At 46.7% G+C, this 15,840-nt stretch carries 14 protein-coding genes and 1 riboswitch; of the genes, 12 read left to right on the forward strand and 2 right to left on the reverse strand.

Annotated features, from left to right (window positions below; translation table 11 throughout):
- Nucleotides 1–154 precede the first annotated feature (154 nt).
- The 5 genes from A3849_RS27180 to bacA all read left to right on the forward strand — a co-directional run bounded on the left by A3849_RS27180 (nucleotide 155) and on the right by bacA (nucleotide 4,518).
- Entirely contained in the window at nucleotides 155–910 is a 756-nt protein-coding gene (locus tag A3849_RS27180; protein WP_074114212.1) for an ABC transporter ATP-binding protein, read from the forward strand.
- Nucleotides 885–1,634, forward strand: a complete 750-nt coding sequence (locus A3849_RS27185) for an ABC transporter permease (protein ID WP_074114213.1) — start codon at nucleotides 885–887, stop codon at nucleotides 1,632–1,634. Before A3849_RS27180 ends, A3849_RS27185 begins: the two co-directional genes overlap by 26 nt.
- 62 nt (nucleotides 1,635–1,696) lie before the next feature.
- Nucleotides 1,697–2,476, forward strand: coding sequence for a COG4705 family protein (locus A3849_RS27190; protein WP_074114214.1), 780 nt, complete (start codon nucleotides 1,697–1,699; stop codon nucleotides 2,474–2,476).
- 159 nt (nucleotides 2,477–2,635) lie between these two features.
- The gene (locus tag A3849_RS27195; RefSeq protein ID WP_074114215.1) at nucleotides 2,636–3,574 is read left to right on the forward strand and encodes a hypothetical protein; all 939 of its coding nucleotides are present in this window, start codon (nucleotides 2,636–2,638) and stop codon (nucleotides 3,572–3,574) included.
- Between the two features lie 125 nt (nucleotides 3,575–3,699).
- A complete protein-coding gene (bacA, locus tag A3849_RS27200) occupies nucleotides 3,700–4,518 on the forward strand; it encodes an undecaprenyl-diphosphate phosphatase (RefSeq protein WP_074114216.1) in 819 nt (272 codons plus the stop codon).
- 21 nt (nucleotides 4,519–4,539) lie between these two features.
- On the opposite strand, the gene A3849_RS27205 is transcribed toward bacA, so the two are convergent.
- Nucleotides 4,540–5,397 (reverse strand): alkaline phosphatase family protein, encoded by an 858-nt coding sequence (locus tag A3849_RS27205; RefSeq protein ID WP_074114217.1) that lies wholly within the window; start codon nucleotides 5,395–5,397, stop codon nucleotides 4,540–4,542.
- A 156-nt stretch (nucleotides 5,398–5,553) separates the two neighbouring features.
- On the opposite strand from A3849_RS27205, the gene A3849_RS27210 reads away from it, so the two are divergent.
- From A3849_RS27210 to A3849_RS27235, 7 genes are all read left to right on the forward strand, one after another.
- Nucleotides 5,554–6,273, forward strand: coding sequence for an ABC transporter ATP-binding protein (locus A3849_RS27210; protein ID WP_074114218.1), 720 nt, complete (start codon nucleotides 5,554–5,556; stop codon nucleotides 6,271–6,273).
- Nucleotides 6,270–7,031, forward strand: coding sequence for an ABC transporter permease (locus A3849_RS27215; RefSeq protein WP_074114219.1), 762 nt, complete (start codon nucleotides 6,270–6,272; stop codon nucleotides 7,029–7,031). The genes A3849_RS27210 and A3849_RS27215 overlap by 4 nt, the downstream gene beginning before the upstream one ends.
- 46 nt (nucleotides 7,032–7,077) lie before the next feature.
- Nucleotides 7,078–9,726, forward strand: coding sequence for a bifunctional lysylphosphatidylglycerol flippase/synthetase MprF (mprF, locus tag A3849_RS27220; RefSeq protein WP_074114225.1), 2,649 nt, complete (start codon nucleotides 7,078–7,080; stop codon nucleotides 9,724–9,726).
- A gap of 534 nt (nucleotides 9,727–10,260) precedes the next feature.
- A riboswitch (purine riboswitch) is annotated at nucleotides 10,261–10,352 on the forward strand.
- Between the two features lie 323 nt (nucleotides 10,353–10,675).
- Entirely contained in the window at nucleotides 10,676–11,530 is an 855-nt protein-coding gene (locus A3849_RS27225; RefSeq protein ID WP_074114220.1) for an inositol monophosphatase family protein, read from the forward strand.
- Complete coding sequence (locus tag A3849_RS32525) at nucleotides 11,527–11,883, forward strand: hypothetical protein (protein ID WP_143191910.1); 357 nt, start codon at nucleotides 11,527–11,529, stop codon at nucleotides 11,881–11,883. The genes A3849_RS27225 and A3849_RS32525 overlap by 4 nt, the downstream gene beginning before the upstream one ends.
- Nucleotides 11,884–11,972: 89 nt before the next feature.
- Nucleotides 11,973–12,773, forward strand: a complete 801-nt coding sequence (locus A3849_RS27230; protein ID WP_074114221.1) for an MTAP family purine nucleoside phosphorylase — start codon at nucleotides 11,973–11,975, stop codon at nucleotides 12,771–12,773.
- Nucleotides 12,773–13,990, forward strand: coding sequence for a TrpB-like pyridoxal phosphate-dependent enzyme (locus tag A3849_RS27235; RefSeq protein ID WP_074114222.1), 1,218 nt, complete (start codon nucleotides 12,773–12,775; stop codon nucleotides 13,988–13,990). Before A3849_RS27230 ends, A3849_RS27235 begins: the two co-directional genes overlap by 1 nt.
- Nucleotides 13,991–14,325: 335 nt before the next feature.
- Here the strand turns inward: A3849_RS27235 and A3849_RS27240 are convergent, their stop codons facing one another.
- A complete protein-coding gene (locus A3849_RS27240) occupies nucleotides 14,326–15,231 on the reverse strand; it encodes a YheC/YheD family protein (RefSeq protein WP_256700983.1) in 906 nt (301 codons plus the stop codon).
- Between the last annotated feature and the right edge of the window lie 609 nt (nucleotides 15,232–15,840).

The following is a 15,840-nucleotide window of genomic DNA, read 5'->3' on the forward strand; positions in this document are numbered from 1 at the left end:
CGGGATGCCTTGGCTTTTTTTGTGTGCTCCGGAGTTAAGAATTATTTAAGGGTCTGTTCACAGGTATTTTAGATTTATCCATTACTCTAAATTTGCGTGAAAGCTTACTGGAAAAGGATAAAAGGTTAAAAGGTTACGCCAAGGGGGAGAAGGCATGGAAAGTATAGCCAAGCTGACAGGAGTGAGCAAAGATTTCCATAGCGGTAGAGGGATTAGCGGTGTGAATTTGACACTGAGCAAGGGAGATATCTACGGATTGCTCGGACCTAACGGTGCAGGTAAAACTACGCTTCTGAAAATGCTGACCGGACTAATTACTCCGAGCTTTGGGAGCATTTCATTGTTTGGACAAGATCTGGATCAATCCTTCGCATCGAGTATGAGGAAGGTAGGCTGCATGATCGAATCCGCCGATTTTTACGATTATGTCACAGCACGCCAATATTTAAAGCTGAATGCAAGCTTCTATCCGGAGCTGCCGCCCCAGCGGCTGGATGAAGTGCTGGAAGCCGTGGGTCTTGCCGCTTTTGCCAAAGAGAAAATAAGACACTTCTCCACTGGTATGAAGCAAAAGCTGGCCATGGCCTCATCCATCCTGCACTACCCGGAATTTGTGATCTGGGATGAGCCAACCAATGGGCTGGATATTGAAGGCGTAGTTCATTTTCGTGCTCTGGTTAAGCAATTATCGGCTGAACAGGGAATCACCTTTCTGATTTCCAGCCACATGATTCATGAATTGGAACAGCTCTGCAACAGAGTGGGCATTCTGAATCAAGGCGTGCTGGTACGTGAAGGGAATGTGCATGAACTGCTTGCGGACAATACTTCTCTCGAGCAATATTACATTGCCGAGCTGCAAAAGGGAAAGGAGCTGATGGATAATGGAGGGCTTAACAGCAGCACTTAGAAACGAACTGCAGCTCATGATCTACCGCAAAAAAACAATCATCTTCATCTTGGTATCCGTCATCCTTCCAGTACTGCTGATTTTACTTTTCCATTCTCTGCAGCCGATATTGGGGATTGTTGCCGTCAGTCCTTCCTATCCGGTTCAAATGCTGGAGATATACACCGTCTTCTTGATCCCCTTGTTCATGATGGTGGAGATTGCTGATTTATTCCCGCAGGAAATTTCATCACGCACCTTAAAGCTGGCGCTGCTGCGGCCAGTCACGAGACTCGGAGTATACACTGCCAAATTTCTTGTTCTTGGCATAGCCATCGGCATTCTGCTATTGCTCTTGGGAACGGTAAGTACACTGTGCAACCTGCTGTTCGGGACTCCGGGTACGGGCAGTCTCCATATCTTCAGTCTGTTGAAGGCCTACGCTGCAGCGTTCCTGTCTATGTGGTCTCTTGCAGCCTTGTTCGTATTTACGGCTCAATTTTTCCGCAGTGCCGCAGGATTTCTTGTTTTTTCCATTCTGTTATACACCGGGGCCAAAACGGTTCCTTACTTGATTAACGGCTTCGCTTTTTTTTCAATAACATCCTATACAGACTGGTATTCACTATGGTTAAGCCATACCGTTTCCACGGGCAGACTTGCCACCACCACCTTATTCTTATTGTCCGGCATGTTTTTGTTTGTAACGCTGGGCTATATCTTTTTTGACCGGAAGGAGATATAGCCAGGAAGTTGCGCAGGTGGAAATACCACAATTCAGGTTACAAATGAAAGGGGAGACCTTCAATGATAGGAGCAGAAGCATTGGATATGAATGAACGCCAAATATGGAGTAAGGTTCCACAGGTTACGATTTTTTTCTGGATCATTAAAATTATGGCCACCACGGTGGGAGAAACAGCAGCAGACTTTCTGAATTTCAACCTGAATTGGGGCTTAACGCTCACCACCCTGGTGATCACCGGCCTGCTGATCATCTCACTCTTCTTTCAGATGTCCTCTACCAAATACGTACCCTCGTTATATTGGCTGGCCGTCGTACTGATCAGCGTAGTGGGGACACTGATTACTGACAACCTTGTAGACAATCTCGGAGTGCCACTGGAATCAACGACAATTTACTTCTCACTAGCGCTGGTTGTAACTTTTGTGGCTTGGTACGCCAATGAGAAGACCCTGTCGATCCATTCGATTACCACAAAAAAACGGGAAGCCTTTTACTGGCTGGCCATTCTCTTTACGTTTGCCCTGGGTACTGCAGCCGGAGATCTTGTTGCTGAAAGTCTGAATCTCGGGTACTGGATTTCGGCAGTCATTTTTGCCGCACTGATTGGTGCCGTAACGCTGGCGCACTTTCGCCTCAAGCTGAACGCTGTCACAGCCTTTTGGATGGCTTATATACTGACCCGCCCTTTGGGTGCGTCACTGGGTGATTATCTGTCGCAGCCCCGCAGCGAAGGCGGACTCCAGCTGGGGACTACCGGTACCAGTATCATCTTTATCGCAATCATCCTGGGACTGGTCCTTTACTTGACGAAAACCAAGAAAGACCAGGTTTTACTATAGATTCAGTCTCAGAGTTCAGATGGAATTAAGAATTCCAATCTGAATCCTGTAGTGCCTAATAATTTAAGATTTATTTAATAGTCTCTTCATTGCGAATTTAGGATTTTCGCTTAGGCTTGGATTGCAAGATAAATTCAGCATTGGAAGGAAGGTTCAAGAATGAAGAAGAAGTGGCTATTGACCGGAAGTGCAGTTGGGATTAGCGGTGCTGTAATGTTAGCTACTGGACTTACTGCGTTTGCAGGGACCTCGGGTTATGATGATTACAAGGCTGCGCTCAAGAATACCACGCAGAATCTGACAAGTGTTACGGTTCAGGCAGATGCGGTTCTTAAGGACAATGGTTCCCTGATTAGCCAGGCCCAGAGCAACTTGAAGGCAAGCCGGCAAAATGAAGCCGTGAGCGGAACCGTCAAGATCAGCGGGAAAACAAATGCCCAGACTATCAGTCTTTACAGTCAGCCTGACGGGCAAGTCTGGAAGAGCGATGCTTCGGATATTTATTATGTGAAGCAGGACAAGGATAGGGAGGATCATCGGAAAGCAGGGAAGGAGACCAAGGACAAGGCTTGGTTCAGCTCCCAGGGAGAGACGGTCATTGATGCATTGATCGGAAATTTGAAGAATGAGATCACATCCACTACGGGAGAGGACGGTTCCAAGGATATTTCACTCCAGCTAGACAACGCACAAATCCCGGCTGTGGTGCAAGCCCTCGCACCGGTTGCTTTCAAACATCTTTCTGAACAGTCAAAATGGGAGCATTCCACGGTGGGCGGCAATGCAGCGAAGCAAAACGATCCTAAGGAGCTGTTTCGGCAAAGTCTGTTTAACGCCAAGGATATTGCTCTGACAAATGGCGTCCAGATTCAAAGCCTCAGCTTGCATGCGGTAATTAGTCCTGCCAATGAAATTCAGCGCCAGCAATTTGACATCACTTTTACCGGACAGGATGCGAAGGGAGCTTCACATACATTAACTGCCAGCCTGGATGTCCAGTTGTCTGCTATTAATGGAACAACTCCTGCTTCGGTTGACTTAACAGGTAAGCAAGTGGTGCAGGTGAAGGACGATCATGAGGGCAGACATCACGAATAAGCCGGAGAAGCTGACAACTTTTTTGTGAAAATATTAGAAAGACGCGGATAAGAGTAGTATTCTTCTTATCCGCGCTTCTATGAACAGCCCTATCAATAATTACAGCAGAGAGGAGCCAGCTATACATGCATGATTACATCATTGCTATCATTCAAGGCATTGTCGAGGGGATTACAGAATTTCTGCCGGTATCCTCCACAGGCCATCTCATCTTAAGCGGAGAGCTCCTTGGATTCACAGGAGAAAAAGCAGATACCTTCGAAATCATTATTCAGCTTGGAGCCATTCTTGCCGTGGCAGTCATTTACTGGCGGCGGATTCTTGGCTTGCTGGGATTAGTAGAAGTCGATTCCGAGAATGGAAATACGAATGCGAAGCAGAAATTGAACCTGATCCATGTCATCCTGGCCTGCTTGCCTGCTATGGTGCTGGGACTCGTCCTGCATTCCTTCATCAAAACGTATTTGTTCTCTCCCTATACAGTGCTCGCAGGACTTGTTATGGGAGGCTTGTTCATGCTGTTTGGTCAATACAAACGCACTGCAGTACAGGCAGAGAATATTGATCAGCTATCCTACAAGCAAGCGATCACCATCGGTTTGTTCCAGTGCCTGTCCTTATGGCCGGGCTTTTCCCGTTCGGGAGCAACGATTGCCGGGGGCCTGCTGGCAGGTGCGGGCTACAAAGCGGCAACCAATTTCTCCTTCCTCATTGCCATTCCGATGATGGTAGCCGCAAGCGGTTATGAGCTGCTAAAAAGCTACCATACCTTAACGGCAGCCGACGCCGGATTTTTTATCACCGGATTTATTGTCGCCTTTGTCGTTGCCCTGCTCGCCGTGATTACCTTCCTGAAGCTGCTTGAACGGCTGAAGCTCGCACCGTTTGCTTACTACCGGTTTGTGCTTGCTGCAGTATTTTTGATCTACCTGATCAGCAAATAATTTAAGGCTTGTTCTGCATTCTTACCTTATTTTAATGGGCTGGGCATCTTTGCTTTTTCCAAGGGTGTTCAGTCCATACATATCTTCAAGGGTGCGGAGCAGTGAGTAATGATTAGTTTTTATGGTGTAAGAGCCTTTCTTGACCTTAGCGCCAACTATAAAAGTTGGTATTTTGTTATGCTCACTCATATCATCTTCATCCCAGGTAACGATAAGAAGGCTATTGTGGTTAGCGGCCCAGCCGGCATAGGCAGACAGATGACTCTTGAGCCACTGGTCCGCAGTCTTAATGCTTCCGTCATGCATGTCATTATTTAGATTCGGTATGACAAAAGAAACGGTCGGGAGCTGATTGAAATCCTTGGGAAAGCTGGTTAACGGCATGTTGATGCTGGACGGCAGATTGGAGAAATTGACCCAAGGGTTATGTTTTCTTGCATATTTTGTTCTCAGGTCATAAGGACCGGTATATCCCACCCCGGGTAGGCCCTCTGAATAGCCGCCAAAGGTATACCCGTGACTAATAAGCTCAGACGCCAAATTGGTATGGTTCGTCTGGGGATGGGACAAGTCGTCTGTTACACCCTGATTGGAGCCGGAGAACAGTTCAATATAATTCGGCTGACTTGGATGCGTGATGGCATAGTGATTGGTGAGGCTCAATCCTTGTTTAGCCAAGCTGTTCATATATGGAGCTGAAGAGTTATTCAGAATTTTCTGTGAGGAATGATTTTCTTCGATTACTATGACAATATGATCATACGCAGATTTTGAAGCCGGGGCCGGCTGGGCAGCAGTTGTTGAGCTGGGATGAACGAGGGAGCCCGCTCCCAAAGTACATAAAGCTATTGAAGCTATTATCAATTTCGATTTAAACATATTTTCTCCTCTTTTCTGGGCAGCTTACTGGAATACTCTTCATACTAAACTCCATTTATTAAAACTTTCTTAACTAGCCTCATGTATGTGATGGACTGAATGCTTATAATATAGGGTGCTGATTATAAATAGATTTTATGAGAGGAAAGATGCACTGTGAGTGCTGTATTCGAAATACATAATCTGGCCAAATTCAATTGGGAGGCTGGAGCGCAGGGGGAGAGCAGGTATTTGTTCTCACGTATCTCTGCTGAAATCACCAAGCCGGAGCGGGTTGCGCTTATCGGCGCTTCTGGACAGGGGAAAAGCACACTGCTGCGGATATTGGCCTTGCTGGACATACCAGATGAAGGAGATTTGCTGCTGAACGGCGCTTCATTTAAAAATTCAAATCCGCGTGAATGGCGAATGGTGGTTGCTTATGTGGCCCAACAAGCGGTAATGCTGCCAGGCAGCATCGAGGATAATTTGCGTACGATCAGCAGACTGCATGGACAGCCCTATGATGCTGCACTTGGTGCACAGCTTATGGAACAGCTTGGACTTGACCACTTGGACCTTGCCAAAAAAGCAGAGGATTGCTCCGGCGGGGAGAAACAACGCATCTCATTGATCCGCACGCTGCTGCTTCGGCCAAGCATTCTTTTGCTGGATGAGGCCACAGCCTCACTGGATATAGACAGTACAAGGAAGGTCGAAGCACTGTTGATGAACCGGCATAAGGAAGAAGGAACAACCCTGATTTGGGTCACCCATGATCTGGAGCAGGCCCATAGAATCAGCAATCGAACCTGGGTTATAGACAAAGGCGGGATGCACGAATACAGCAGTGCTGCTTTCTTTGATCAGCCCGTGGGAGGAGCCGTGCATTCATGACACTAACCGCACTAAGCTTTACCCTTCTGTTTGTTATGGGAACCATGCTGGTCTCCATCTGGCAAAAGCTCGGCCTGGAAAAAGATATTGCCGTTGGAACCATACGGTCAGCGATTCAGCTCCTGGCAGTTGGTTACGTGCTGCAGTTTATTTTCCAGGCTGAGCATATGATTTATGTCGTCTTGATTATTGTCTTTATGATCGGTGTCGCCTCATGGAATGCAGCCAAGAGAGGGAAGGGATTGCCCGGACTGGTCTGGAGAATTGCTGTGGCGATTTTAGCTATGGAGCTTTTGATGATGGGGATACTGCTTGGCCTGCATATTATCCAAGCCACACCGCAGTATATCATTCCAATCAGTGGAATGACCATCGGCAGTGCAATGGTCGTCTCCGGGCTGTTCATCAACCACCTCAAGCATGAAATGCAGCAGAACAAGGGAGAAATCGAAACGCTGCTGTCGCTTGGAGCCACGGCTCAGCAGGCCATGCAGAAGGTTAGGGCGAGAGCCGTGAAATTCAGTATGATCCCTACGATTGACGGCATGAAGACGGTGGGCCTTGTTCAGCTCCCCGGAATGATGACCGGGATGATTATTGCCGGAGCCGATCCGGTAATAGCCGTGCGTTACCAGATTCTTATTGTGTTCTCCTTCACCGCGTCTGCGGCAATTACGAGCATGCTGCTGAGCATGCTGATCTACCGGCTGTTCTTCACCGCTGATCTGCGGCTGAAGCTGCCGGGTACTGTGGATTAAGCACTATATAAATGGGAAGCATAGGTGGAGAAAGCGAGGGGTGCCTATGAAAAGGTTCGGGGAAATTCTTCGACGATTGCAGATTGTACAGCTTTTCTCAGCTCTTTACCGCTATAAGCTGGTTCAGATCATTATTCCTGCAGCGGTGATTTTGTTCATTTACTGGGAGGGGAAGAAGGAATTCCGAAGAATTGACTGGGTCGGCACTCTTCACATTCTTCACCGTATGAAGCCGGCGACTGTACTTCTACTGTTTGGATTTGCGCTGATCTCGGTTGCGGCGGTTAGTCTATACGATTTTGTTCTCCGGCGTCATTTCCGTATTCCACTCAGTTTCTGGGAGACCTTTCGATATTCATGGATCGCTAATACCTCCAATAGTGTCATCGGCTTCTCCGGGATTGCCGGAGCCGCTTTGCGGACATTCCTATACCGAAAGCGGAAAATTCCTGCGAAGACCATTACTGCATCCATCGCTTTCCTCTCCACAATTACAATAACCGGACTTTCTGTACTCTCATGGGCTGGCATACTCGGCGTATTGCCTATGAAGCCTGTCCTACAATCTCATCCCTGGACGATCTATGCGGTATGGGCAACCGCCTTGTATTTACCTGGGTACTTGATATTGCAGCGTACGTCATTTTACGCAAAGTGGTTGAACCGGAACCTGCCCCGGATGGATGCAGCTACAATCGTAGCCTCTGTTGGCGCTTCCTTATTGGAGTGGGCTTTTGCGGGAATTTCCTTCTGGCTCATCGGCTCCTGCTTTCTTCCTGCACTTTCTCTTGCTCAGGCACTTGGCATCTATACACTCTCAGCTATAACCGGCCTGCTCAGCATGGCTCCGGGCGGTATCGGCGGCTTCGATTTAACCGCTCTGCTGGGACTCCAACAATTGGGTTACCCATCCGACAAGACGGCTGCCGTCCTTGTTCTATTCCGTTTGCTGTACTACCTTTTCCCTTGGGTGATCGGTCTTATTCTAGCTGCATTTGATTTTGCCAGGGAGCGTGAAGGAGAGAGCGGGCGGGACAATGTGGGCTTCGAGAGCGTGTTGAACAACTGGCAAAAGATATGGCAATTTCCAACCCGGCTCGGAGTTGTCGGGGAGATCGGGGCTTGGTCGCTGGGCAAGCTTGTATTTGCAAGTGGCATCGTGCTTTTACTCTCTGCCGCTACACCCGGTCTGCTCAATCGGCTGCAATTGACCGAGGAGCTGCTGTCGGCTCCACTGATGAGGTTGTCCCATCAATTAAGTGTAATCATTGGCCTATTGCTGCTCGTACTTTCCTGGGGAATTTCGCATCGGGTAAAGCGGGCGTATCGGCTGACTCTATTCTTTCTTTGTGCCGGTGCACTGTTCACATTTACCAAGGCGTTTGATTTTGAGGAAGCGATCTTCCTGCTCATCGTGGCATTGCTGCTGTGGATATCACGAAACCGGTTTTTCAGAGTCGCTACACCCTTTGATCAAGGAAAAGCAGCCCTTTGGGGGCTTGTAACGCTACTGGCTGCCTATGTCTACGATTTGATTGCTACGGGGATTCCGCCTGCGATCCTTAAGCATTGGTCTTCGAGTACGAAGCTAATGTGGCTTATTAATCCGAAACAGCATGCTGCGGCTGCAATTGCAGGTCTGGTAATGGCTTGGCTGCTGATCACACTTTTTTTCATTCTTAGGCCAAACCGGTTAGCCAATATAGGGGCTTCTGCTGCAGAACGGGCCAGATTGCACAGATTCCTTGAGCACGAACAAGGCAACCTGCTGACCCACGTATTATTTGCCGGAGATAAAAGCTTTTTTTGGGCATGCAACGATCAGGTATTGATCCCCTATGCCATTGTCCGCAGGGAATTCGTCGTTCTTGGTGATCCTATAGGTAAAAAGAATTTGGTCAGTGAAGCCATTCAGGAAAGTCAGCGCTTTGCAGATCTTTATGATTTAACGGTTGTGTTCTACCAGGTTTCTCCGCATTACCTTCCAATTTATCATGAGAATGGCTACCGTTTCTTTAAATTGGGTGAAGAGGCTTTGGTTTCTTTGGAACACTTTACCCTTAGCGGTAAACCAAGCGCAAATCTGCGCAGTGTTACTAACCGGTTCGAACGTGAGGGCTTCCGTTTTGAGGTAGTACAACCTCCTCATCCAGAGGATTTAATGAAACAGCTGTATGAAATTTCGCAAAAGTGGCTGGATGGAAAAAAGGAAAAGGGATTTTCGCTCGGCTGGTTCGATGCGGACTACTTGCAGCAATCCATACTCAGTTTATTGTATAGTCCAAGTAGTGAGATCATCGCGTTTGCCTCTTTGGCACCCAGCTATGATAATGGCAACACACTGTCAGTGGATCTCATGCGCCATCTCCCGGTTACGCCTAACGGAACCATGGATCATTTATTTGTCAGCCTATTAAAATGGGCAAAGGAACAGGGGTATGCATACTTTAATTTAGGCATGGCCCCGCTATCAAGCGTAGGGCAAACTCAGTCCGCCATCCGGGAAGAGAAGCTTGCCCATTTAGTTTTTAAGCATGGAGGCCATTGGTATGGATTCCTGGGCCTTAGAAAATACAAAGAAAAGTTCTCTCCAGTCTGGGAGCCCCGCTATCTCGCGTATCCTTCTTCGGTTTCGCTGCCGATCCTTCTGCTGGAGCTGGTGAGGCTCATTGCCCGCCGGCCCAAAAAGGGGTAATTGCCGTAGAGTCCTTATGCTGGGTGATAGAATCATTATTGAGGTTGGGACAACTCCGTGAATTTGATCTTTGTTGGTTGTTGTTTCTATTGAACTTTTTCCGGAATATTATGCAGAAATGTTTATTCTGCTTCCTGGAGGGATTAGTGCTAGAAAAGGATTTTTTCGATCAGTATAATAATTTCGTTTCTTTATCTCTACTAATTACTAAATGTAGCTATGAATTGAGCTGGATACAACTGCTGGAACCGCTGGCTGCGCTAGATCCGGCAGCGGGTATCTTAAGACGTTCTAATTCCGAGGCGATTTTACTGCCGCCTTTCTGTATCTCCGGATCTTCATGGTGGGACCGCCAATTGCTTAGATGACCACGTCCCATGTACTGTTTTCAGAAGTTCAAGTGAGCCACTTCTTTCAGAGTGATACAAGTTCGGATGATCTTTGATGAAGGATGCCCGGCGTTTGTTACATTAGGTAAAATTGTACAATAAGTGGAATCTATTTACAAATGGAAGAATATAGTGCTAATATAATGTAAATAAATTCAATAGCTCTCATATATGCTCAGAAATAAGGCCTGAGCATTTCTACCGGATTATCTGACTATGGGGGATCTAACTTCAATATAAAACCATGCTTTGTTTGTTCACGAGATTTTCTTCAGTGTGCTTTCATCATGTTCTTGTGTCTAAATGTAGGCTATGAATTTTATTGAGCGGGATTCCTTATGGAATTCCGCTTTTATGCGTTTTGATTAGGACATTATCTGTGATTTATTAGAAACTGAAGCAATTGATTTAATTGATGGAACAAGACTGATTCAGGAGCCGTTTTTCTCCACAAAAAGAAAGCTATATGATTTCGAAATACATACCTTCTCTCATCATGCCAAATTGCTGGAATTCTCAAAGGAAAGGTGTTTCTCACATTAATAAAAGAAGGTGAGATCATGGCTGACAGCATTGAACAAGTTCATGAGATTATTAGGGAATGTACGAAATTGGGTTATGCACTCAAACAAGTGGCTTGTCTAAATCAAAAATCATTATTTAGCGTTCAAGAGGTTAATGCTTATGGTGAAAAAAGTTTGATGATTGATCTCGTACTTGAAGAACTTTGTCTAAACTTTTTTAAGGGTATTCCGGCTGTCCGTAATATTATCAGTGAAGAAAGTGGTTATCTGGACTTTAACCGGGGGAGGTTTACTGTAATCCTTGATCCTCTGGACGGTACTAAAAATTTTACTATGGGTTTATCTTACTACGCCTGTTCAATAGCTATTTTGGACGAGAATGGCGAAGTATGTGGGGCATATGTAATTAATTTAGCTAATGGTCATGAATACACTGCTATCAAAGGAAAAGGCGCATTTCGAAACGGACAGCCGATCCATACTTTGATGCAGCAACGGCTGAATCAGGGAGACGGCATATTTGTTGGATTAGCAAAGAAGGAATGGGAGCTGCAAGCCATGAAAAGGGTAATTCTTCAGCTTAAGAGCTACAGGGCTATGGGTTGTGCGGCACTGGATCTCTGCTGTTTGGCGAGTGGTGCTGCTTCGGTTTTTGTTGATATCAGCTATACGGCGAAACTGGTTGATGTTCTTGCTTCATCCCTGATTCTTGAGGAAGCGGGAGGTTGGGTTACTACTGAGAAGGGGACTTCCATCACACTACTGACTACACAAGGGAATATCACCGGAATTACTCTTCAGCAAAAATTTTGTACTCTTGGAGCTTCCAATGCTTCTTTGCAGGAGATTTTAATGGATACAATCGGATTGCAGCGATCGGTCTGGCAATGAATAATCTGGTTGATTACACCCCCTGCAAATGTACATGTTCGCAGACCGATTGCAGCATTATAGAGAGATTATTGAGCCTGCTCTTCAAAGGGGTATCTACGTTATGGAGCGATCGTTATATTTATACGATGCTGGCAACAATGATAGCCCGCGGCCTGCACAGCTTCACGATTCGCAAAGAACTTAAACCTTACGGAAAATCCAGCATTATTGAAGGGAATCTACCTTCAGGCAGTCGATTGCTGCTGATTGACGATGTGACGGGTGCAGGTTCATCTGCGTCAAGATGTTGTGAAATATTACACGAACTGGGCATAGAAGTGGTAGGGTATTCATCAATCGTTGACCGTTAAGAACAGGCTGGTCACAATTTGCGCGAACAATTCGGCGTAGAATGGCTTCCGCTTGTTTTAATCGGTGAATATGAAGGAGTTAACACATAATGGATAATGCAGTTGGGATTATTGGGGGAAGCGGGCTCTATCAATTATTGGAGCATCATGACTCTTTTATGATGACAACACCATATGGAGATCCATCCTCGGCTATTCAGTCTGGTGTTATTGCTGGCAAACAGGTATATTTCATTGCCAGGCATGGAATAAAGCATGAGATTCCCCCACACAAAGTTAATTACAGGGCCAATATCCAGGCATTGTATAACCTTGGTGTACGAAAATTGATAGCGACACACGCAGTGGGTAGCTTGAATCCTGCTATGGTCTCAGGAGATTTTGTGCTATCCCATCAGTTTGTGAACAGAACATGGGGACGACAGGATACCTTTTTTGACGGTCCGGAAACGGTTCATGTTTCAGCCAGTGACCCTTTTTGTGAAGATTTAAGATTTCTTGCGGAAGAGAGCCTCATATCATCTAGATACCGTTTTCACAATGAAGCGGTAATGCTGGTTATACAAGGGCCGCGTTTCAACACGCGTGCAGAGAACCGGATTTATTATCACGAAGGAAATGATGTCATCTCTATGACTGGATATCCAGAAGCAGTATTGGCCCGTGAACGTGGAATATGCTATATGTCACTTGGAGTAGTTACAGATATGGCCTGTGTGCTGAATAGTCAGGACCATCCAGATCTTCCCACTACACATGAAGACGTTGTTAACAATTTTGCAGCCTCCGTAGAAAGAATGACTGCAGTTCTGGGAGTTGTACTGACTAAAATGGAACCCGAACAATGCAGGTGCGCTTGTGCTGCTTCATTAAAAGGAGCTCATGTCTAATGATCAATCAGTGGCTTAATGTAAGGAGTCTGCTCACGGAAGAACAGTTACAGAAAATATATAAATATGAAGAGGTCGAAGAGTACCGGAAATATCACCCGGCTCAGGTTATCGAACATGCTATATCTAAGGAGCGTTGGATCGGCATCCCAGAACCAGTTAAACAAAGCTACCGTATGGTTGGCCGCCAAACGCCATTGCAGCGTGCATACCGCTTAGAAAAAGCTTGGGGGACAACTAATCGGATATATATCAAACGTGAAGATACTTTAAGCAATGGGAGCTTTAAGATCACTTCAGCTTTACCGCAAGCTTACTATGGTTCAGTGGAGGGTAAAACGGCTGTAATTACCGAAACGGGTGCAGGTCAGACAGGTGTTGCAGCGGCACTTGCTGCAAAACTGACTGGTTTAAATTGTAAAGTCTATATGGTCCGCAGTTCTTATGAATTAAAGAAGCTAAGGGTCCTTATGATGAAAATGTACGGAGCGGACGTTATAGCTTCGCCAAGTGATCAAACAGAGGCAGGAAGGGCATTTCTGGCTAGAGGTGAAAGAAACGGTTCTATCGCATTTGCAACATCTGAGGTACTGGAAGAAATTGCACAAGCGAATGGTAGTATTAACATTGCAGGCTCATTATTTGATTTCGTGCTTACCTACAATACTGTAATTGGATTAGAAGTAATTGAGCAGCTTACCAGTCACAATATAGAACCGGATATCGTGATTGGCTGTGTAGGCGGTGGCAGTTCTTTTGGTGGCTTTGCCCTACCACTTGTAGATTATTATGGAGAACGGTTGGAACGTGTGATTTGTACTGAATCTACAGCTATTCCAACGCTTACCAAAGGTGAATATGGTTACGATTATGCAGATGGAGAAGGAGGGGGCAGTAAACTACTGATGTATTCCTTGGGGTATGATTTTAGACCACCGGCAATGCACGCTTCTGGTTTGCGCTATCATGCTGCGGCCCCGATCGTATCCCACTTTGTCAATCAAGGCATCATTGAGGCTCAAGCCTTTGATGAAACGGAGGCCATGGCTTCGGCTATTGAACTCGCTAGGAATGAAGGGATCATCGCTTCACCGGAGAGCTCTTATACAATAAATGCGATTAAAAAAATGTGTCGTCAATATGAGAATAGAAATATCGTTGCCTTGCTGACAGGAAACGGTCAGCTTGATTTTGAATCCTATGGCGGCTTTTTGTGATGCGGATGCATCTTAATGAAAATCCGTTGGTTCAGCAGCCATATTGCCTTATCCCGATCTAAACTATGATCAACTTCGACGATTGCTTCAGCTGCAGTTTGATTTACAGAAGGCGGAGGTTTTAATTGGGAATGAGTCAACGGAAATCATCTCAACTACGTAGCTGCCATTTTCAAATTGACTCAATGAAAAGTTTTCAGACACGACCTAGATGGTTGATTTGATTTTCAATAATTCCGTTATGGACTGAAGTTGATTAAAACACAATCCACACAGCAACCGCCCCTACTGCTTTCCAGCAGAGGAGCGGTTGTTTGTTGTTCAGTGCTATAGCTCTATTCCTCAACCTTCTTCACCGAACTCGGCGTGTTCTTGTTCTTATACACCCACATTGCATACTCCAGCGGGCGCATCAACGCCTTGCGGTAGGTGCCGCTATCGCCGGAGCGGGCGAAGACCTCCCGGGCGGGCTTGGGGTTAACCTCCAGCACGTAGATGTGTCCTTCGCGGTCAATGGCGAGGTCCAGCGCCAGCTCGCACAAGGCACCGAAGCTCTCCTCCAGAAAGGCTGCGGCGTCGAGGCCCAGCTTCTCTGCGGTCTTCATGGTTTTGCCGGCCTTCTCTTCGCTGCCGAGCCATTGTTTCAGCAGGATCTCGGCGCGGATGGCATGGCCGCCGCCGTGGAGATTTGAGGTGACGCTGCGGGCGGCGCCCACGCGGCCGGCCATGCCGGTCAGCTCCCATACGCCCTGGCCGTTCTTTTGCACAAGCATGCGGTAATCGTGGTAGCGTCCGCTCGGCAGGCGCAGCGGGATACCCTGCTGCACCAGGAAGCGTCCGCCGAGACACCACTGGCGCACAATGGAATCCAGCCGGCTCAGCGACACCTTCCGGGGCGCGATGATCTGCCGGCTCTGGCGGCGTCCCTGGATATCGTAGAGGGATTTACCTTGGCCCTGCCGTTCAATCCGCAGGATGCCGCGTCCACCCGTGCCGTTAATGGGCTTGACATAGACGACTGGACTGGATTTCAGCATCCGGTGAAGGTCAGCGGAAGACTGATACAGCAACGTTTCCGGCATGTGCTGCCGGAAGCGGCTTCGCTGCGAGAACGTCTGGTGGACGGTCCATTTATTGCGCAGCGGCCGGTTCAGGAAGGTCAGGTGATTGTACCGCGCGCGGAAGTGCAACAGCTGCTGGAAGCGCTGGCTGCGCTGGATCCGGCAGCGGTCATAGATCATATTCGGAAGGGAGCGCCATTTGCGCGACCATGTTCCGCTTTTCACATCGTAGACGAGAGCATTAATCTGATCTTTACTGGCGTGCACATCGGCGGGGGTAAACACAATAACGCGTGCATTATAGACGTGGGTGCAGGAACAGCATAAACTGCTCTTTATTTTACTCACACGAAAATGCGAGCTACAAAGTTGGTGTTTTAGCCAATGCAATCAGAACGGTTATCAGGATAGATTTATATGAATTTAACCGAATAGATATACATAAAACAAGGTGATAATCCGATAATTCTATTTAAAGGGAATATTTGCAATCAATCCCGATATTTTCAGTCTGCTGATGAAAGGGAAGAAATAATATTTAATTGGAGGTGTAAACTAACTATAAAAAGTCTTCACATATAAGTATGTATCCCGAATTTTATCAAAAGACTGTACACCTATTCTAATTGTTTTGGATGATGGGGAACCTGGCACCAAGTCAAAGGAGAATAAAAAGAAAATGAAAATGAGTATATTTTTTATTGCGTTAAGCGCAGCAATTGGAGTAGGCATGTGGTTTTTAGTTATAGGAATAATCTTTTCTATTGGTCGTAGTGATTTATTCAAAGT

The sequence above is a fragment of the Paenibacillus sp. P46E genome, assembly GCF_001909095.1.
Lineage (GTDB): Bacteria > Bacillota > Bacilli > Paenibacillales > Paenibacillaceae > Paenibacillus_AQ > Paenibacillus_AQ helianthi.